The sequence below is a fragment of the Streptomyces sp. SYP-A7185 genome (assembly GCF_046103685.1).
Classification (GTDB): Bacteria; Actinomycetota; Actinomycetes; order Streptomycetales; family Streptomycetaceae; genus Streptomyces.
This window is the reverse complement of sequence record NZ_CP122310.1, coordinates 9,248,209-9,267,120: the sequence shown is the minus strand read 5'-3', so window position 1 is coordinate 9,267,120 and position 18,912 is coordinate 9,248,209. Positions and strand designations below refer to the sequence as shown.

19 protein-coding genes are annotated in these 18,912 nt (G+C 71.2%); 10 read left to right on the top strand and 9 right to left on the bottom strand.

Annotated features, from left to right (window positions below):
- Positions 1–54: 54 nt before the first annotated feature.
- The 4 genes from aztD to aztB form a co-directional block, all read right to left on the bottom strand.
- Entirely contained in the window at positions 55–1,251 is a 1,197-nt protein-coding gene (gene aztD, locus QBL25_RS40880; protein ID WP_409062037.1) for a zinc metallochaperone AztD, read from the bottom strand.
- 86 nt (positions 1,252–1,337) lie between these two features.
- Positions 1,338–2,327 carry a zinc ABC transporter substrate-binding protein AztC gene (gene aztC, locus QBL25_RS40875; RefSeq protein ID WP_409062036.1) on the bottom strand — a complete coding sequence of 330 codons (990 nt, stop codon included), beginning with the start codon at positions 2,325–2,327 and terminating at the stop codon, positions 1,338–1,340.
- Complete coding sequence (locus QBL25_RS40870; protein ID WP_409062035.1) at positions 2,324–3,583, bottom strand: hypothetical protein; 1,260 nt, start codon at positions 3,581–3,583, stop codon at positions 2,324–2,326. Before QBL25_RS40870 ends, aztC begins: the two co-directional genes overlap by 4 nt.
- A 21-nt stretch (positions 3,584–3,604) precedes the next feature.
- A complete protein-coding gene (gene aztB / locus QBL25_RS40865) occupies positions 3,605–4,459 on the bottom strand; it encodes a zinc ABC transporter permease AztB (RefSeq protein ID WP_409062034.1) in 855 nt (284 codons plus the stop codon).
- Between the two features lie 15 nt (positions 4,460–4,474).
- Between aztB and aztA the strand changes: the two genes are divergently transcribed.
- The gene (gene aztA, locus QBL25_RS40860) at positions 4,475–5,218 is read left to right on the top strand and encodes a zinc ABC transporter ATP-binding protein AztA (protein ID WP_409062033.1); all 744 of its coding nucleotides are present in this window, start codon (positions 4,475–4,477) and stop codon (positions 5,216–5,218) included.
- Between the two features lie 65 nt (positions 5,219–5,283).
- On the opposite strand, the gene QBL25_RS40855 is transcribed toward aztA, so the two are convergent.
- Positions 5,284–6,222, bottom strand: a complete 939-nt coding sequence (locus QBL25_RS40855) for an alpha/beta fold hydrolase (RefSeq protein ID WP_409062032.1) — start codon at positions 6,220–6,222, stop codon at positions 5,284–5,286.
- Positions 6,223–6,475: 253 nt separating this feature from the next.
- Between QBL25_RS40855 and QBL25_RS40850 the strand changes: the two genes are divergently transcribed.
- Positions 6,476–7,072: a TetR/AcrR family transcriptional regulator gene (locus QBL25_RS40850; RefSeq protein ID WP_409062031.1), complete on the top strand. Its 597-nt coding sequence runs from the start codon at positions 6,476–6,478 to the stop codon at positions 7,070–7,072.
- Between the two features lie 136 nt (positions 7,073–7,208).
- On the opposite strand, the gene QBL25_RS40845 is transcribed toward QBL25_RS40850, so the two are convergent.
- Entirely contained in the window at positions 7,209–8,357 is a 1,149-nt protein-coding gene (locus QBL25_RS40845; protein ID WP_409062030.1) for a serine hydrolase domain-containing protein, read from the bottom strand.
- Positions 8,358–8,500: 143 nt separating this feature from the next.
- Here QBL25_RS40845 and QBL25_RS40840 point away from each other — a divergent pair, with 143 nt between their 5' ends.
- The 3 genes from QBL25_RS40840 (at position 8,501) to QBL25_RS40830 (ending at position 10,559) form a co-directional block, all read left to right on the top strand.
- A complete protein-coding gene (locus QBL25_RS40840; protein WP_409062029.1) occupies positions 8,501–9,028 on the top strand; it encodes a hypothetical protein in 528 nt (175 codons plus the stop codon).
- Between the two features lie 159 nt (positions 9,029–9,187).
- On the top strand, positions 9,188–9,589 hold the full coding sequence (locus QBL25_RS40835) for a hypothetical protein (RefSeq protein ID WP_409062028.1): 402 nt from the start codon (positions 9,188–9,190) through the stop codon (positions 9,587–9,589).
- Positions 9,590–9,746: 157 nt separating this feature from the next.
- Positions 9,747–10,559 (top strand): SAM-dependent methyltransferase, encoded by an 813-nt coding sequence (locus QBL25_RS40830; protein WP_409062027.1) that lies wholly within the window; start codon positions 9,747–9,749, stop codon positions 10,557–10,559.
- A gap of 19 nt (positions 10,560–10,578) precedes the next feature.
- Here QBL25_RS40830 and QBL25_RS40825 read toward each other — a convergent pair whose 3' ends face one another.
- Positions 10,579–11,487, bottom strand: a complete 909-nt coding sequence (locus QBL25_RS40825) for a LysR family transcriptional regulator (protein WP_409062026.1) — start codon at positions 11,485–11,487, stop codon at positions 10,579–10,581.
- A gap of 70 nt (positions 11,488–11,557) precedes the next feature.
- On the opposite strand from QBL25_RS40825, the gene QBL25_RS40820 reads away from it, so the two are divergent.
- On the top strand, positions 11,558–12,178 hold the full coding sequence (locus QBL25_RS40820) for a short chain dehydrogenase (RefSeq protein WP_409062025.1): 621 nt from the start codon (positions 11,558–11,560) through the stop codon (positions 12,176–12,178).
- Positions 12,179–12,271: 93 nt separating this feature from the next.
- On the opposite strand, the gene QBL25_RS40815 is transcribed toward QBL25_RS40820, so the two are convergent.
- The gene (locus QBL25_RS40815) at positions 12,272–13,252 is read right to left on the bottom strand and encodes a glycoside hydrolase family 6 protein (RefSeq protein WP_409062024.1); all 981 of its coding nucleotides are present in this window, start codon (positions 13,250–13,252) and stop codon (positions 12,272–12,274) included.
- A gap of 447 nt (positions 13,253–13,699) precedes the next feature.
- On the opposite strand from QBL25_RS40815, the gene QBL25_RS40810 reads away from it, so the two are divergent.
- Both QBL25_RS40810 and QBL25_RS40805 read left to right on the top strand, forming a co-directional pair.
- Positions 13,700–14,631 (top strand): IS5 family transposase gene (locus QBL25_RS40810; protein ID WP_409055288.1). Its coding sequence is split into 2 segments (ribosomal slippage): positions 13,700–14,098 and positions 14,101–14,631, totalling 930 coding nucleotides; the frame shifts between segments, so codons are not numbered across the junction.
- Between the two features lie 324 nt (positions 14,632–14,955).
- Entirely contained in the window at positions 14,956–15,303 is a 348-nt protein-coding gene (locus QBL25_RS40805) for an ANTAR domain-containing protein (protein ID WP_409062023.1), read from the top strand.
- A gap of 83 nt (positions 15,304–15,386) precedes the next feature.
- On the opposite strand, the gene QBL25_RS40800 is transcribed toward QBL25_RS40805, so the two are convergent.
- Entirely contained in the window at positions 15,387–16,412 is a 1,026-nt protein-coding gene (locus QBL25_RS40800; protein ID WP_409062022.1) for a LacI family DNA-binding transcriptional regulator, read from the bottom strand.
- 114 nt (positions 16,413–16,526) lie between these two features.
- On the opposite strand from QBL25_RS40800, the gene QBL25_RS40795 reads away from it, so the two are divergent.
- Both QBL25_RS40795 and QBL25_RS40790 read left to right on the top strand, forming a co-directional pair.
- On the top strand, positions 16,527–17,378 hold the full coding sequence (locus tag QBL25_RS40795; protein WP_409062021.1) for a phytanoyl-CoA dioxygenase family protein: 852 nt from the start codon (positions 16,527–16,529) through the stop codon (positions 17,376–17,378).
- Positions 17,371–18,792 (top strand): sugar porter family MFS transporter, encoded by a 1,422-nt coding sequence (locus QBL25_RS40790; RefSeq protein ID WP_409062020.1) that lies wholly within the window; start codon positions 17,371–17,373, stop codon positions 18,790–18,792. The genes QBL25_RS40795 and QBL25_RS40790 overlap by 8 nt, the downstream gene beginning before the upstream one ends.
- Positions 18,793–18,912 lie beyond the last annotated feature (120 nt).

Genomic DNA, 18,912 nt, shown 5'->3' with positions numbered 1-18,912 from the left:
GCGTCCGATGGCTCGGTCCCCGCGGCGCGTGAGCCGCGGGGACCCGCTGCGCGGTCAGTGTTGCGCGACGACTCCCGACAGCTCGTTGGTGCTCTGCGGCAGGGTGACGGAGGTGGTCTTCTTGCCGGTGTCCAGGTCGATGGCGTGCAGGGCCTTCTCGCTGGGGTCGGAGACGTAGGCGGTGTGGTCGCGGACGAACAGGGTGGGCCGGGCCTGCTGCCAGTCCAGCGGTTCCTGCCACTTGCCCACGGCCGGGATCTTCTTCTCGGTCTTGCCGCTCGCCGGGTCGATCACGTGGATCGCGCCGTCGGTGCCCAGGACGAGCGCCTCGCCCTGCGGGCCGCGGGCCAGCGAGCGGAAGGAGTAGCTGGTGCCCAGGTCGACCAGGCGGATCTGCTTCTTCACGGTGTCGATGAGCGAGATGCGGGTGGGCCGTTCCAGTTCGGCTTCCGCGTCGGTCTTGTAGTCACCGAGCAAAACCGGTGAGGCGTCGCTGCCGGCCTGGTTGCCGATGCGGCCGTAGGCGTCGGGGGCGTCGACCTTGGTGAACTTGCCGTCCTGGTAGATCAGTACGCCGTCCTCGCAGCCGACGGCGATGGCCTCGTCCCGGGCGGCGGCCTCGCCGTGGACGCCGGGGCACTTCTCGTTGCGCGTGACTTCCTTGTTGTTCTTGTCCAGGACCAGGGCGCCGGTCCGCTTCTCCTCGGTGCCCAGGGTGCTGAGGAGTTCACCGTCGGCCAGCTCGATGGCGACGCCGTGATGCGCCTCGGCGGAGGCGTAGGTACGGCCTTCCGGCTTCTTGCCGCCGTTCAGATCGGCGGGGTCGAAGACGTTGACCTCGCCGGTGCCGTCGGTGAAGAGCACCGTCTTGCCCGCATGCCGCACGACGTGACCGGGCTTGGAACCCTTGTACTCGATGCCGGTGAAGGCCTGGCCGGTGGCGTCGAGGACACGGAAGCCCGCGTCGGTGGAGACCACCACATGATCCTTGTCCCCGGCCGGGTTGACCCGGTTGAAGCCGGGGAGCTTGAGGGTCTTGGCCACCTGCAGGCTCTTGCCGTCCAGGATGTACAGGCCGCCGTCGAAGCCGGCGACCAGCGGGTCCTTGACCGCGGCGGGGGCGGCGGTCGCACGGTCGGCCGCCTTGGCGCCGGAGGAGGTGCTGCCCCCACCGCAGGCGGTCAAGACCGTGGCCACCGCCAGGGTGAGTGCCGTGCCCGTCAAAGCCCTGGTGCGTATGGACGTGTTCATCGGTGTCCCTTCTCTGGCCGCGCGGTGGCGGCAATGGTGTGCGAGGTACTCGGCCCGAGCGGCCGGTGGGTGTCGCCGCGCGCGGGTCAGTCGGCTCCGGCGGCCGCGGTCAGACCGTCGGTCATGGCGGTGGTGTTGGCGCGCATCATCCGCAGATAGGTGTCGGCGCCCTGGCCCTTCGCGGTCAGCGACTCCGAATACAGCTCGACAACCTGGACCTGGCCGCCCAGTTCTCCGCGCAACACCTCGGCGAGCCGTGCGGGCCGGGAGGAGTCGGCGAACACGGTGCGTACGCCGGCTCGTCGCATCGCCACGGTGAGCGAGCGCAGATCCGATGAGCTGGGTGAGGCCAGCGTGGTGCCGCTGGGGATGACCGCGCCGATCACCTGGAAGTCGAAGCGGTCGGCGAGATAACCGAAGACGTGATGGTTGGTCACCAGGGCGCGTCTGTCCTCGGGGACACGGTCGAAGGACGTCTCCATCCAGGTGGTCAGGTCCTTGAGTTGCCGGTCGTAGTGGTCCGCGTTGGCGCGTATGGCGCCCTCGTCCACGCCCTCGACGTGCTCGACCACCTGGTCGGCCATCAGGCCGGCGGCTTTGCGCACCCGGTCCGGGTCGGTCCAGAAGTGCGGGTCGCGCTGCCCCTCTTCGCCCGCGGGGCCGCCGTCGCCGGCCGCGTGGAAGGTGAGCGGGTCGGCCGCCTCCCCGGCCGCGAAGGTGGCCACGCCGGACTCGCGAGCGGCGTCCACGTGCCGCAGGACGTTCTCCTCCAGCCCCAAACCGTTGTAGACCACCAGGTCGGCGCGTTCCAGCTGGGCGGCCTGCACGGCCGAAAGCCCGAAGGAGTGCGGGTCGGCGTTGGGCTGCATCAATACGGTGACCTCGGCTTCGTCGCCGACGATCTCCCGGGTGATGTCACCGAGGATGTTGGTGGTGACGACGATCTTCGGCTGGTCCTCACCGGTGGTGCAGGCGCAGGCGGCAGCGGCCGTCACCACGGCGAGCAGGCCCAGGATCAGACTGCGCAGCCGGGCCGCGCCCACGCGTACGCGCTGTTTCGCGGCGGCGGCGCTCATCGGCCCGTCTCCGCCATGAGGACCGGCTTGATGTCCAGGTCGAAGGAGCGTGCCACGCGCAGGTCGTCGTTGTAGTCGATCTCGAAGACCCTTTTGCCCCGGGGGTCGTTGACATAGGCGCGGCTGCGGTCGATCTCGATCACGGGGGCGCCGGTACCGGTTTCGGTGTGGGTGCCGGTGTGGGTGTCGGCCTGCACTTTTCCGGTCAGGAGCGGCTTGGTCCGTGCGGTCTGCCGGCCGTCGGCGATGGCGTAGCCGTGCAGCGAGCCGTCGGTCTCCAGGACGAGCAGCGGGGAGCCCTCCCCCGCGGTGTTGGCCGCGAGGACGGGCCCGGTGTCCACCCGGGTCCACGTGCGGGCGGTGACGTCCAGGACCCATACGGCGTCGGTGCCGGCCGCGGCGGTGAGCGTGTCGCTGCCCGGGCGCTGGCGGAAGGAGACGGCCCGTTCCTTGGCCGGCACCTGCTGCCCGTAGGCCATCTTCTCGGCGGTGAAAGCGCCGTCCTTCTCCCGCACGAGCAGCGCGCCGTCGGCACAGCCCAGCACCACACCGCGCCGGGTGACCGCGTCACCCCGAGGGTCCTCGCACGTCGCGTCGGGGGAGGCGACGCGCCGCCCTTCGCGGTCGAACACGGCCAGCTTCGTGGTGCCGCCCTCGTCCACCAGGGCCAGGAGGTGCTCCTGGTAGGGCACGACGGGCCCGGCGTAGGTGTCCGGCAGGGTTCGCGAAGGCACGATCTTGCCCTTTTCCAGCGTGGCCCGGTCGTACAGAACGCTCCGCCCGTCCTTGTCGGTGACCGCGGACAGCGCCTTGTCGCTGCGCACCTGTGCCCCGCGGCCCGCGCGGAACGTGCCGACGTCCCGTATCGCCGCGCGGTAGTAGTGGACGTGGTCCCCGTGGTCCACCGTCCAGGCGCCGCTGTCGAGCACATGGGTGCCGCCGGAGGCGTGGAGGTAGCCGAACCTTCCGTCCGTTCCCAGTCGGGCGGCGCCCTTGACCCGGTCCGTGGTGTGCGCCTTGCCGGTGATGAGGTCGAGCACCCGACTGCTGCCGCTGTCGGGATCGTTGAGGAGCAGCCGGGACTGCTGCTCGGCGGCTTCCTTCGCTCCCTCCACGTACCCGTGCGGTGTGGCGGACGAAGGACTCGTCGCCGCTGGGGCGTCGTCGCCCTTCTGTCCGGCGCAGCTCGTGGCGAGCAGTGCGGTCAGTGCCAGTGCGGCCCAAGCCCACCCAGTGGTGTTTCTGCGGACGGTCACGACAATCGCCTCAGGCTTCTTTCAGTTGGCGGCAAGGACGGGAGCGGAGGTGAGGCGCGCACGGCGGTGACGCAGGCCGGACACCACGTGGGAGAGGAAGAACAGGCTCACCGCGAGGGCCGAGACGGTCGCGCCGGCGGCGGTGCCCAGGTGCCAGGACAGCAGGAGGCCGCCGAAGGTGGCGGCGGCGCCGAGAAGCGCGGCGAGCGCCATGACCCCGCCGACGCCGCGCGCCCACGGCAGGGCCGCCGCGGGCGGGGCGATGAGCAGCCCCAGGACCAGCAGTGTTCCCACGATGTGGAACGAGGCCACGATCGCCAGGCCGAGCAGTCCCAGGAGCACGGCGTGCGCCAGGCGCGGACGCAGCCCCAGGGTCTTCGCCTTGCGCGCGTCGAAGGCCAGGGCCAAGAAGGCGCGGTGGCCCAGGACGGACACCACCAGGGCCGCGCCCAGCGCCGCCGCGAGCAGCCAGAGGTCCTGCTGCCGGACGGCGAGGACGTCGCCGAAGAGGAAGCCGGTCAGGTCCACCGCGAAGGACTGCGAGCGCGACACGATGATCACGCCGAGCGAGAGCATGCCGACGAAGAGCAGCCCGATGCCGGTGTCCTGCGACAGCCTCGGCGTACGCCCGAGCGCGGTGACGCCCGCCGTCATGACAGCCGCGCTGGCCACCGCGCCCACCAGCAGGTTCCCGCCGAACAGCGCGGCCAGCGCGACCCCCGGCAGCAGGCCGTGGGACATGGCGTCACCGAGGAAGGCCATGCCTCTCAGCACCACCCAGGTGCCGGCCAGCGCACAGATCGCGGACACCAGGATTCCGCCCCACAGGGCGCGCTGCACGAAGGTGACCTCGAACGGGGCCGTCAACCATTCCACGCCGGGGACACTACAATGAAAATCATGTTCAAAACACCAGTCCCCTCGCCCACCACCACCCGGGAAAGGGCTCCCCGCGTTCGCTTCACCGCCTTGTGCGCCGGCTATCCGGGGCGCCCCGTCCTGCACCAACTCACCGCCGAGATACCGAGGTTGGCCACCACGGCGCTCGTCGGCCCCAACGGCAGCGGCAAGTCGACCCTGCTCGGCGCGCTCGCCGGTGTGATCCGCCCGACATCCGGCGAACTGCTCCACACCGGAGACCTGCCGCCCGCGTTCGTGCCGCAGCGCGGAGCCGTCGGCGACACCCTGCCCCTCACCGTCCGGCAGACCGTGCAGATGGGACGCTGGGGCCGGCGCGGACCGTGGCGACGGCTGACCCGCCGGGACCACGCAACCGTGGACGCCGCACTCGATCGCCTCGGCATCGGCGACCTCGCCGCACGCCAGCTGGGAGAGCTGTCGGGCGGACAACGCCAACGCGCCCTCATCGCACAGGGGTTGGCCCAGGAATCGGACCTGCTCCTGCTGGACGAACCCACCACGGGCCTGGACCCCGAGGCACGGGAGCGGATCGGGGCGCTGCTGACCACCCTGGTCGCCGACGGCGTGACGGTCGTCCAGGCCACCCACGACCTCCGGGCCGCGCGTGCGGCGGACGCCTGCCTCCTGCTCCACGACGGCCGCCTCGCCGGACAAGGACACCCCGGACAAGTGCTCACCACGGCCGCGCTGGCCCAGCTCTGGCACACCCTGTGAGCCTGCCGCGGCCCGACGCGCACCGGCGGCGACGCCGACCGGTCACCGTGGCCGACGCCACCAAGTCAGTCGCCGGCGGCGGCGAAGGCGGCTATGGCGGCAGCCACGGCTTCGGGCTGCTCGTCGGGGATGAAGTGGCCGGCGTCGGGCACGACGACTCCGGTGACGCTGTCGGCCCAGGGGCCGATGGAGGCTGCCATGTCCGGGATGGAGCCGTGGCTGCTGGACATGCCCAGGACGGGCACGGTCAGGTGCCGCCCATCGAGCGCCCGGTGGTTCAAGCGCGCCGACTCGGCGGCGTCACGGTAGTAGGCAAGGGCGGCGCGAAGACCGCCGTCGGCGGCAAGGGCCGCCGCGTAGTGGTCGAGGTCGGTGTCGTCGAAGGCGTCAGGAGACAGGGCCTTCGTTCTCAGGAACCAGGCGACATACTCCCGTTCGCGACCGGCGAGCAGCGTCTCGGGCAGGTCGGGCACAAGGTGGAACGCGAAATGCCAGGTCTTCCACGCCCGGGCCGGATCGGTGGGAATCGACTCCGGAAGCGTGATGCCGGGGATTCCGGCGTCGAGCAGGGCGAGCCCGCGCAGCTGCTTTTCGTACTTGAGGGCGAGGGAGAAGGCGACCCAGGCGCCGACGTCGTGGGCGGCCAGCCAGTAGGTCGACACGCCGATTTCCCTGACGGCGGCGTGGACGTGGGCGGCAACCGTGTGGGTGTCATAGCTGTGCTTCGGGCGCTCGGAGTGCCCCTGGCCCGGCAGGTCGATCGCGATGACGCGGAACCGGTCGGCGAGAGCGGGCATGACCTGCCGCCAGGCCCGCCAGGTTTGCGGGAACCCCGCGAGCAGGACGACCGCCGGGCCCGCCGGGCGGCCGCCTGCGACGGCGTGCAGGCGGATGCCGTCTGCGTGGACCCAGCGGTGGGTGAATCCGTCCAGGTCGTGCAGGGGCAGGTCACGCACAGGGTTGGCGTCGGAAACCTGCCCGGTGGTGGTCGCGGGGTCGGTCACGGGAATCCTCCGTCGGTGCGGTGTCGCTGATGGGGTGCCGGTTCCCGGGCCAGTCGCGCGAGCGCGCCGGCGCCCGCGGTGGTGGGGCGGCGGCTGCCGGGGCGCAGCGGTGCCCTTGCGGCGCTCTCCCGGGATGGTGCGAGGCCCCGGCCATGATCACGTCGGCAACGTAACACATCTTGAACCAATCAGTTCAAGATAGACTGACGCGCAGCACGGTCACCGACTCACCACCCCGGCAAGGACGTCTCACGTGGCAGGCAAGAAGCAGTTCGACATGGACGCGGCACTCGACGCCGCGATGATCCAGTTCTGGCGGGCCGGCTATGCCGACACCTCGGTGGACGACCTCTCACGGGCGACCGGCCTGAACCGCAGCTCCATCTACTCCTCGCTCGGCGACAAGGACACGCTCTTCCTGCGCTGCCTGGATCGCTACGCCGCGCGCTACGGCGACCAGTACGACGCCGCCCTGTCGTGTGCGGCGTCGGAACCCCTTGCGGCTGTTCGCGCCTTCTTCGAGGTCACCCTTGAGCGCATCGCCGACCCCGAACTGCCCGACGGATGCCTCATCGCCCAGTCGGCCATGGCGATTCCGGTGCTGAGCCCGGCCGTCGCCGCGCACGCGAAGGAGGCGCTCGGCTTCCAGCGTTCACGCCTGCGCGCCGCCCTGACGGCCGGGCGATGGGCCGCGCAGGACACCGAGGCCTTCGCCGAACACACGGCGGCCGTGAACCAGTCTCTGGCCGTCATGAGCAGAGCCGGAGCGAGCCCGGCACAACTGCGGGCCGTGGTGGGCGTGACCGTCGAGGCACTCTCGCACGCGTTGCGCGCAGCTGAACGCGGGTAGGTGTACGGTCCGACCCCGGCGGCGGGCACGCCGACCCTCCGGGGCGGCGAGCGGCGGTGGCGAGAGCTCCCGGGCCGCCGCGCGAGGCGGGTGGTGCGGGCCGGCGCACACCGGCCCGCAGCCAGGGCCCTCGTCCTCAGGCGCGGCGCCGCAGGCGCTCAGCGATGCCGTGGGTCAGCTTCATCTGGTCGTCCTCAAGGTTCCATTTCCCCTTCTGGTACGCGTGGTTGCTCACCCAGAACACCATGATCTTGTCGCGGCGGAACTCCGCGACCGTCGCCAGCGACCAGTCGTTGCCCCCGTCGTGCCAGGCGACCCGGCCGTCATCGGAGTCGACCACCACCCAGCCATAGCCATAGGCCCCGTCCAGCTCCGGCACCCGCACCTGCGGGGCGAACAGTTTCCGCCGCGCGGTCGCGGACAGGACGCCGTCGCCGGTGAGGGCGCGATGCCAGCGGAACATGTCCCGGGCCGTGGAGAGCATTCCGCCGTTGCCGCGCAGATTCCAGGACGGGCCGTCGGGCGCCCACGGGTGGTCCATCGGCCGTCCCCGCGGGCGTCCGTGGCGGTCGTACTCGACGGCGACCCGTTCGCGCTTCCACGCGGGCAGCACGTATCCGGTGTGGGACATCCCGGCGGGCTTGAACAGGTGGTCGGCCAGATAGCGTTCGTAGCTCTGGCCCGAGACCTTTTCGACGATCGCGGCGAGCAGGCTGTAGCCGACGTTCGAGTAGCGAAACTCCGTGCCGGGGGCCGACCGCAGCCGGGCCTTCATCGCGCCGGCCAGCAACTCCTGGCGTGACAGCGGGTCGTAGTCGTCGCCGAGCGACTCGGGCAGGCCCGCCGTATGGGAGAGGAGCTGGTGCAGGGTGATGGCCCGCTTGTCCTCGGGTACGGAGCTCAGATGCGCACCGATCCGGTCGCTCACCCGCAGCCTGCCGCTCATCTCCAGCTTCAGGATCGCGGCGGCGGTGAACTGCTTCGTGATCGACATGACGTCGTAGACGGTGTCGCAGGTCGCGGGGGTCTTCGCCGCGCGGTCGGCGAGTCCGCGCCCCGCGCAGTGCGTGAGCTCACCCCCTCGGGCGGCGGCCACGGTGATGCCGGCCCCCGGGGGCAGTACGCGGTCGAGGTAGCGGTCGATGTCCGCATCCGCCGGGCTCCGGCTCGCCGGGGGTGTTGCGCCCTGTGCGCCACCGGGCCCCGGCCCGGCCACGGTGTGCGCATCCGAGCACCCGACGAGGGTGAGCGCGAGGAACAGAACGAGGGAACCGACGCGGCCCACGTATGCCTCCAAGACAACGACGACAGATGTGAGACCAAAGCTGATCGCCGCCCTCGAGCTCCGGCAACGGATGAGCTGTTCGAGCTTGTGCGAGTCTGCATCCGTGCAGTTCAGCGACGTACACCGGAACCGGAGGGACCCGCATGACGCCACCGCCCGTGCCGCCCCGCACCGCCGAAACACCCGCGTTCATGGCGGAGTTGCGCCGCCTCAAGGCCTGGTCGGGCCTCAGCTTCCGGGAGTTGGAGCGCGCGGCCGCCGCGGCGGGTGAGGTGCTGCCGTACTCGACGGCCGCGACCATGCTGCGCCGGGAGCGCCTGCCCCGTGAGGCCGTCCTCGTCGCCTATGTCGTCGCCTGCGGTCTCGACGCCGACGCCACCCGGCGGTGGGTGGCCGCTCGCCGGGAACTGGCGATGGGCCCCCGGCCCTGTGCCACACCCGACCCGCCGGTCACCCCCGCCCCCTCCGTCGCGCCCGACCCATCCATCACGCTCAGGCCGACCGCCGCACCTGCCGCCGGGCCGCCCGCGCGGCGGCGGCGGTCGCGCTGGCGGCTCTCGGTCGTCGGCGTGGCGACGGCCGTCGCGGTCCTCCTCGGCGCGGGCGCGGCGGCGGTCGGCACCACGACCGTGCAGGAGGAGCAGACGGAGGTGAGTACGCACCTGCCCTGAGACCGCGGCGCCGCGGCCGGCTCCCGGGGCCTCACCGGCGTCACCGCACTTCCCGCATAATCCCTTGAGTTTGCTGTAGCGAAGGTTTACTCTTTCGATTCACGCCTCACCCACAGGCGTTCCACCTACACGCTGCACGCTGCACGACTGAGGGGAAGTATGCCCAGCCGATCCGACGATGTTTCCACTAGCAACCCGTCCCTCGACACCGATGACGCCCAGCGGCTCGCCCGCGAGGGACGGTGGCCCGCCGGCACGCGCAGACTCACCCACCGCGCAGGCCTCATCCGATTAGAGGGCCCCTTCACCGACAGCGCCCTGCACCGCGTACGTGCCACGGCGCCGGCACGCCAGGTGACCCGTGACGGGGAGGTGATCCTGATCTGGCCGCCGGGGACCGCGACCGTCACGTTTCACCGCACCGGCGTGATCACCGCGACCGGATTCTTCGAGGATGACGAGATCGCTGCGCTCGAAGAGTTTCATCCGGGTCGCACCATCACGCACACCCGAGAGCAACTCACCGTCTGGCCCACCGAAGTCCGCTCCGAACACCGGTGATGCGGGCAGCGCACAGCGGCGGCCCCTTCTTCGCCCCGGCTCCGCCGAATCCACCGACGCCCGCGATCTTTGTGCAGCACAATGGCGCGATGATCCGTTGCCGCCCCGTGGCGGCTGCCGCCCAGAACACCTCGCCGTGAGCGGAAAAGGGGACGACGTGAGTGAGACCCAGCGCCCGTCAGACATGTCGGGCCGGCTCAACACCAAAGTCGCGCACAACGCACGGGTGTGGAATTACTGGATCGGCGGGAAAGACCACTACGAGATCGACCAGAAAGTCGGCGACCAGGTCGTCACGATGTTCCCGGTCATCCGGGACGTGGCCCGCGCCGATCGCCAGTTTTTGCGCCGCACGGTCCGGTTCCTGGCCGCCGACCGCGGAGTGCGCCAGTTCCTGGACATCGGCACCGGGCTGCCGACCCTGGACAACACCCACGAGATCGCCCAACGGATCGCACCCGAGTCCCGGATCGTCTACGTCGACAACGACCCCATCGTGCTGGTCCACGCCCGCAGCCTGCTGACCGGCACGCCCCAGGGAGCCACCGACTACATCGACGCCGACATCCACCACCCCCAGGACGTGCTGGAGGGCGCATCGGCCACCCTCGACCTCCAGCGGCCCGTCGCGGTCATGATGCTGGGCATCCTCAACTTCGTTCTCGACACGGGCCAGGCACAGGACATCGTGCGCCGGATCATGGCCGCGGCCCCCTCCGGCAGCTATCTCGCGCTGACGCACCCCACCACCGACACCGATCTCGGGGGCGAGGGCAACGTCGAGGCCATGAAGTTCTGGAACGAGAACGCCACCCCGCCGATCACCGCCCGCAGCCGCGCGGAGATCAACTCCTTCTTCGACGGCCTGGACCTCGTCACCCCCGGCCTGGTCTCCTGCGCGCACTGGCGTGCCGAGTCCCACGGCGTCGGCGTGCTGCCGCAGTTCGGCGCGGTCGCGCGCAAACCCTGACGGCCGCGGGGACCGGCCCTCACGTCACCTCGTGGTCCACCGGGTCCTGGCCGGCGGCGGGGTCGAGCACGCGGAGGTAGTGCTGCGTGTGCCGACGGAAGGCGTCCGTCGCCGGATGCGCCGGGCGCGCCGGCCAGGCCAGATGGACGGTGACGGGCTCGGCGTCCCGCACCGGCAGGTAGCGCACGCCCGGATGGGAGTGCTGGTGGACGGTGCCCTCGGCGGTCACGCCGACCGCCGCGCCGATCGCGATCGTGGTCAGCCATTCGTCCACGCCGGGCACGGTCAGCGTGACGGGCCGCTTCCCCACCGGCCACAGCTCCGCCCCGGCCGTCGCCGCCGTCGCGCACAGCGCCACGGGCTCGGCCGCCAGGTCGGCCAGCCTCACGTCCGTGCGGTCCGCCAGCGGATGCCCCACGGGCACGGCGGCCATCCGCCGCTCGCGGGTCAGGGCCCGGTGACGCACGCGCGCGTCGTCGGGCTCGGGGCGCGCCCGCAAGAACGCCAGGTCCGCCTCGCCGCGGCGCAACAGCGCCACCGGATCGTCGGCGCGGCGCACGTCCACCGGGATGCCGGGGTGCCGCTCGCGCCAGGCGCGCAGCACCGGCACCGTATGGCTGCCCAGCGCCGCCCAGGCGAAGGCGAGCCGCAGCGGGCGGGGCGCACCGTCGCCGACGACATCGTCGAGGGCGTCGTCGAGTTGCCCCAGGATCCGGTGCGCGTGCTCCCACAGCCGCCGGCCCGGTTCGGTCAGCCGCACGCTGCGCGTCGTACGCTCCACGAGCCGCACGCCGAGGCGTTGTTCGAGCTGGGCGAGGGTGCGCGAGAGGGCGGGCTGGGTGAGGCGCAAGACGCGCGCGGCGTCCGTCAGCGACCCCTCGTCGCCGATCGCCCGCACGGCCCGCAGATGACGCAGCTCGACATTCATTACCCGCAATCATAAGTGCCGCCCAGAAGGCATTTCCCTGCCCGCACTCGCCCTGCCTAGCGTGAGCGTCATGACGAACAAGACGCAGCACATCCTCCTCGTCGGCGCGGGCGGCACCCTCGGCACCGGCGTGCACGCCGCCCTCACCGCGCGGGGCCACAAGGTCACCACCGTCGGCCGCACCTCGGGCGACCTGCGCTTCGACATCTCCGACCCGGCCCAGGTCACCGCCCTGTACGAGGCCGCCCGCGCGCACGGCCCGCTCGACGCGGTGGTCAGTGCCGCCGGCGCCGTCCCCTTCGCGCCCCTTCTTGAACTCGGTCCCGACGCCTGGCGGTCCGCCTTCACCGGCAAGGTCCTCTCCCAGGTCGAACTCGTCCGCCAGGGCCTCGCCCACGTCACCGCGCACGGCTCCTTCACCGTGATCACCGGCATCCTCGGCGAGCAGCCCATCCGCACCGGCGCCGCCGCCTCACTGGCCAACGGCGCCGTGGAGTCCTTCGTCCGCGCCGCCGCGATCGAGATCGCCCCACAGCGCGTCAACGCCGTATCGCCCAACGTCTTCACCGAGTCCCTCGACACGTACGGGGACTTCTTCCCCGGCATGGGCTCCGTGCCGCTGGAGCACGTCGCGCAGGCCTACGTCCGGTCGGTGGAGGGAGCACAGACCGGGCAGATCTACCGGGTGTGAGCCACAGGCGCCGCTCGGCGGCGTCGGCAGCATCCCCTCTCCGCCCTGCGGCGGGCGGGCGGCTCTCCCGCCGCCGCCCGCCCGCCTCCTTCGTCAGTAGCCGTAGATCATCTTGTAGGCGACCTCGGGCAGGAACTGGCCCGCCACCGTCCCGGCCCCCACACCGCAGTTGCCGTCGGACTCGCCCGGGACCTTGATCCACAGCAGCATTTCCGCGCCGCCGCCCGTCTGGCTCGGGGTGCCGATCCTGCGCCCTGCGGGGTTGCACCAGGCGCCGTTGGACCCGTTGCCGTTGCGGCTGGTGTCGACGACGAACGGCTTGGTGTAGCCGTAGGACGCCAGCGCCGCGTTGACCGCGTTGCCGTAGCCCGTGTTCTGGCCGGTGGCGTAGTAGTTGGAGACGTTCAGCGAGAAGCCGTGGGCCTGACGGGCGCCCGCTCCGTTCAAGTGCTGCGCGATGGTGCCCGCGTCCAGCCATCCGGGGTTGCCCGCGTCCAGGTAGGTCCAGGTGTGGGGTGCCGCGGCGCTGAACCGGGCGAGCGCGTGCTTGAGCATGCCGTTGCGCTCGTCTATCTGCGCCTGGCTCAGGCAGCTGTAGTCGCCCAGCGAGTCGGGTTCGACGATGACCAGTGCGGGGCGGGTGCCGATGGCCGCGGCGAACGATTCGATCCAGGTGCGATAGGCGGCGGGGGTGCCCGCGCCGCCGCCGGAGTGGCCACCGCAGGCGTCCCGGCCGGGGATGTTGTAGGCGACCAAAACCGGCAGCTTGTCGGCTCTGTCGGCGGCACCGACATACGAGGAGACGGCGCCGGCGATGTCCCCGCTCCAGCTGCCGAACCAGCGTGCGATGGGCCGCTGCGCGATGTCGGCCCGGATGGCGGCGGCCCGGCCGTCGCCCGGATTGGCCGCCACCCAGGCGGCCGCGGAGGAGTTCGGGTCGACGTAGAACCCGCTGGTCAGGCTGATCGGTGAGGCTTGGGCTGCGGCCGGCGCTCCTGTCGCGGCGGGGGCGAGCAGGCAGGCGAGAACGATCGTCATGGCCGTTCCGATGGCGGTTCCGATGGCACGTCTCATGGTTCATCCCTTCTTTGGGAGCGCTCCCACATGCAGGGGTCTGCCAGCGGGCGCTCGGCGGCTCCGGGATGGGACACGGCAAGGCTGCGGGGAGGCCGGGCAGCTCCGGGTGACCGACCGTCAAGGCTCTCGCCGTCACCCAGGAAGGTGACAGCCGCCCCGTGCGCCGTCAAGGGTCACGGTGGATGTTCTGAAGAAGGAAGGCCCGAAAGCCTTGATCTCCGGGGGCGGGTCGGGGCGACGGCGCTCGACGGTCTCGGCGGTGATGCGCGGCCTTCGGGCCGAACGCTCACCACGCCGGCAAAGGCCCTCAACCGGGTCCCTGCGGTCCATCGTCGCGGGCCGCAGGAACCCGACGGCACTACGCCTCACTGCCGAAGCGTGGTGCCTAGGCGCTGTTTCTCGGATCTCCTGACATGACAGGGTTGTTGTGGTCAGTCTGGAGTCATGGGTCGTGGGGATTTAACGAATGCGGAGTGGGATCGGCTGGAGTCGTTTCTGCCGCGGGGCGGGACGCGTGGAGGCCGGTGGAGCGACCACCGTCGGGTGATCAACGGGGTGTTGTACCGAGTGCGGACGGGCGTGCAGTGGCGGGACCTGCCCGAGCGTTTCGGGCCCTGGGAGACCGTCTATAAGCGTCATCGCCGCTGGTCAGCGGACGGCACCTGGAAGATGCTGCTGTCGAAGATCCAGGCCGCCGAGGATTCGGCGGGCCGGGTCGACTGGGACGTGTCGGTGGACTCCACCGCAGTGCGGGCCCACCAGCACGCCGCCGGCGCCCGCAAAGCGCCACCGCCCAAGGTTCCTCAAAAGGGGGCCCGCGCAGCGACGAAGCAGACCGATCCGGTTCTGCGGAGACTGGCCGTCCGGCTGGAGGAGGTGGTCGCCTCGGCGAGTGCCTGGGACGCTCCCGCGGCGGACTGACCACCAAAATCCATCTCGCCGCCGACGGACACTGTCGGCCCCTCGCGCTCCTGCTGACTCCGGGCCACTATGGTGACGGCCCGCAACTCGAGCCGGTTCTGCGGCAGATAGCCGTTCCACGCATCGGGGTCGGACGACCACGCTCCCGCCCCGACCATGTCCTGGCCGACAAGGCTTACACGTCCCGCAGCAACCGCCGCTACCTGCGACGACGCGGGATCGCCCACACCATTCCCGAGCGGCGGGACCAGCTCAGACACCGGCTCAACCGCGGCTCCCGCGGCGGTCGGCCCACCGGCTTCGACGGCGAGCAGTACAAAAAACGCAACACCGTCGAACGTGCCATCAACCGCCTGAAAGGCTTCCGAGCGGTCGCCACCCGCTACGAGAAACGGGCTTACATCTACCTCGGCACTGTCACCCTCGCAGCACTCATCATCTGGCTCCGCACATGATCCGAGAAACAGCGCCTAGTAGCGTCGTCCCCGGGGACGCGGACGCTCCAGTGCGAAGTCAACTGCCCGCGTTTCCCTCCCGCCACACCTGTCACCATCGCAAAGATGCGCGCAATGTCCCGGCGGGCCGCGCTCCACGATCCCGGTGCGCGGTCGCCCGGCACGCCCTGGTCATCCAAGCTCGGTATCCTGTCGTGGGCTCGATGATGAGGCCAGGGCCAGAAGGTGTCCGTCGTACGGGTGGGTTGTTGCGTCCTACGCACCGACCGGGAAGTCTGTGGCCCGACAGGCAACATCCATACGCGCCCCGCAAGGAGACTTCCCGTGACGGTCGACGCCCACCGCCCCGAGCTGGATCCCCAGGAGACCGACGGTCCGGCGGACGCAGTCCAAGAACTCGTCGACGAAGTCGAACAGCTGAAGCAGGCGCTGTGGTCGCACGCGACGGTCGACCAGGCCATCGGGGTGCTGCTCGTGCTGGGTCACATCGACCCGGACGAGGCGTGGGGCGTTCTTCGCACCGTGTCGATGCGCACCAACACCAAACTGCGGGTCGTCGCGGAAAGCATCCTGAAGTGGCGGCGCACGGGCCAACTCGCTCCCGAACTCCGCGAGGAGCTGGACCGCCAACTCCTGCACCGCAAGAGAACCGGATCACCCGCGGGCTGGTGACTCCTCCCCCGCCCAGGCGCTGAGAGCGCCGCTCACCCCGAGGGCACGACAAGCGCCGCCCTCCTTCGGCTCTTACGCGGTGATCAGGGTGCGGTCGTGGCCGGAGTGGTGGTGCCGCGTACGACCAGGCGGTGGGTGATCGTCAGGTCGGAGGCGGGTACCTCGTTGTCCGGGCTGTAGATGCGGTCCGCCAGGCACTGCAGGGCGCGCTCGGCGATCTGGCGCTTGTCGGGCGAGACGGTGGTGAGGGTCGGGTGGCTGTACCGGCCGTCCTCGACGTCGTCGAAGCCGACGATGGCCAGTTCCTCCGGCACCCGCACCCCGCGCAGGTGCGCCATGTGCAGGGCCCCCAGGGCCAGTTCGTCGGTGAAGGCGAACACCGCGTCCGGGGCGCTGCCGTCGTCGAGCAGCTCCGCCATGGCCCGTGCGCCGTCCTCGCGGTGCAGTGCGGCCACCGGGCGTTCCCACTGCGGCCGGGGCGTGAGGCCGGCGTGGCGCAGGGCCCGGCGGTAGCCCTCGGCGCGCTGCTGCGCCGTGCCGTTGCGCAGGTGCGGCTGGAGCCCCACGGCCGCGATGCGGCGGCATCCCAGCCGCAGCAGATGTGTGGTGGCCTCCTCCGCCGCGGCCACGCTGTCGACCGCCACGCGGTCGGCGAGGCCCTGCGGGCTGCGCTCGCCGAGCAGGACGACGGGCAAGGAGCGTGCGGCGGCGGCCAGCTCGTCGGCCGCCAGGGCCCATGGGCTGATGATCAGTCCGTCCATCACGCGGCCGCCGTCGCCCGTCAGCAGGCGGCGTTCCGCTTCGGCGTCCCCCCGCGTCTGGTCGATGATCACCGTCCATGAGCGGCGCCGGGCCTCGTCCACCAGGAGGCCGGCGAGCTCCGCGAAGTACGGGGAGTCGAGCTCCGGGATGGCCAGGCCGATGATGCCGGTGCGGCCGGCCCGCAGGCTGCGCGCGGCGAGGTTGGGGCGGTAGCCCAGCTCGTCGATCGCCTCCTGGACCCGTGCGCGCGTCTGCGCCGCGACCCGGGCGGAGCCGTTGACCACGTTCGACACGGTGCGCGCCGAGACCCCGGCCCGGGCGGCTACGTCTTTCAGGCTGCTGCTCACCCGCACATCGTGGCATGCCGGACGAGGCGCTCCAAGATCGCCGCCAGGAAACTATTGCAACGTTGAATTCAACGATGCAACATGTGCGGGACGTTCTGCTGCAAGGAGGCACGCATGAGCCCGCACGCATACCCCGGAGTCGATCCGGAGACCCTCGACGTGGACGTGACGCCCGACGTCGAGGCTCTGTACTCGGACGGCATCACCGCACGCAAAGGCGCCTTCACCACCGACTGGACCGACCGGCTGCGCGAGGACGTGGACATCGCCTTCCACGAGGCACTCGGACGGCCCGGCGGCGCCGTGGGACGCGGGCCGCACCGCTACTACGTGGAGATCCACCCCGAGCAACTGCGCGGCTTCGTCGACCTCGTGGACCACCCCTGGGTGCGCTCGGTCTGCACGGCCGTACTGGGCCCCGACTACCGCATCGTCGAACTCGGCTTCGACGTGCCGCTCGAAGGCGCCGTCAACCAGCCCTGGCACCGCGACTTCCCCATGCCGGAGACGACCCGTGCCGAACGGCGGCTGACCTCCCTGGCGTTCAACGTCACGGCCGTCGACACCCAGGAGGACATGGGCCCCTTCGAGATCGCGCCGGGCACCCAGTGGGACGACAGCCCCGAGTTCGGGCACGGCATGTTCCCGCCCAGGCCGCACTACCCGCGCTATGCGGAGCGGGCCGTGCGCAAGTACCCCCAGCGCGGCGACATTTCCGCGCGGACCGCACTGACCATCCACCGCGGAACGAAGAACCACTCCGCCAAGGCACGCCCGGTGCTCGTCCTGGGCGTCGACGGGCCCGACTCGACGAACGGCGACCGGCACGACACCGCCGTCACCCGCGCCTACTGGGAAACCCTGCCCGAGCGGGTCCGGCGCCATCTGCGCTGCCCCGTCGTCGACGTGCTGGAGCCGGTGACACAGAAGCACACCATCGAGGGTCTCGTGATGGGCGATGCCTGAGACGACCGTACGCCCCGAGCAGACGCAGGAATCCGCGGCCGGCCCACGGCGCGTGCCGCGCATGGTCTACGCGGTCTCGGTCGTGTCCGCCCTGGGCGGCCTGCTCTTCGGCTACGACACCGGCATCATCTCCGGCGCCCTGCTGCACCTGCGCCAGGACCTGGATCTCAGCTCCCGCCAGCAGGAGATCGTCGTCGGCGTCATCCTGCTCGGCGCGATGGCCGGCGCCCTGCTGTCGGGACGCCTCGCGGTACGCCACGGACGCCGCAAGGTCGTCATCGCGGTCGCGGTGGTCTTCGCGCTGGGGGCGGCGGCCGCCGCCGCGGCCCCCGATGTGGGCACCCTCGTCGCCGCCCGCTTCGTGCTCGGCCTCGCGGTGGGCGGCGCGTCCAACATGGTGCCGGTGTACATCGCCGAAGTGGCCCCCGCCAAGATCCGGGGCCGGCTCATGGTGCTGTTCCAGCTGATGGTCGCCACCGGCCAGCTCATCGCGTACCTGTGCGGGTGGGTGCTGTCCGGCAGCGGCGGCTGGCGCACGATGTTCGCCCTGGCCGTCCTGCCGGCCATGGCGCTGGGCATCGGCATGCTGTTCTTGCCCGAGAGCCCGCGCTGGCTCATCGAACGCGGCATGACCGACCGGGCCGTCAGGGTGCTGACCCGGCTGCGACCGGTCGGCACGGACGTCCGCAAAGAGGTCGACGAGATCGTCGAGGTGGCCGCGGACACCTCCACCGGCAGCTGGCGCGACCTCCGGCAGCGCTGGGTGCGTCCCGCGCTGCTGATCGCCGTGGGCATCGCGGCCTTCAGCCAGCTGACCGGCATCAACGCCGTCGTCTACTACGCTCCGACGATCCTCGTCGACGCGGGCTTCGGCGATACGGCCGCGCTCCTGACCGGAGTGGGCATCGGCGTGATGCTGGTGGCCGCAGGCGTGGTCGGGGCGATCGCGGTGGACCGGGTGGGCCGCCGGCGCACGATGCTGTGGTTCCTGCCCGGCTCCGGCCTGGCGATGGCGGTCATGGCGGTGGCCTTCCTCGGCTCGGGCAGTTCCCCCGCGCAGCGCTGGACGGTGATCGTCGCCCTGTTCGCGTACATCTTCTTCAACGGCGTGGGCATGCAGGCGGTGGTCTGGCTCATCGGGCCGGAGATCCTGCCCCTGAGCGTGCGCGGTCCGGCGACCAGTCTGGCCACGGTCACCGTGTGGGGCGTCGACCTGCTGATCGCGGTGACGGCCCTGACGGCCATCGAGAGCATCGGCCGGTCCGGCACCTTCCTCATCTACGCCCTGATGAACGTCGCCTGCATCGCGTTCGTGGCGGCGAAGGTACCCGAAACCCGGGGCAGATCCCTGGAGAGCATCGAGCGCGCCCTGCACCGCGGAGGCTCCTTCCGCAAGGCGCTCGACGGCACCTGAGCCGTACGGCCCGAGACGGCCGCGGAGCCGACACCACCGGGCGTGAAGCGACCTGGGCGAGTTGCTCCCTCCTGCCGTCGGGCACCCACTCCCCCGGGAGCGCTCGCCCGTGATCAACGG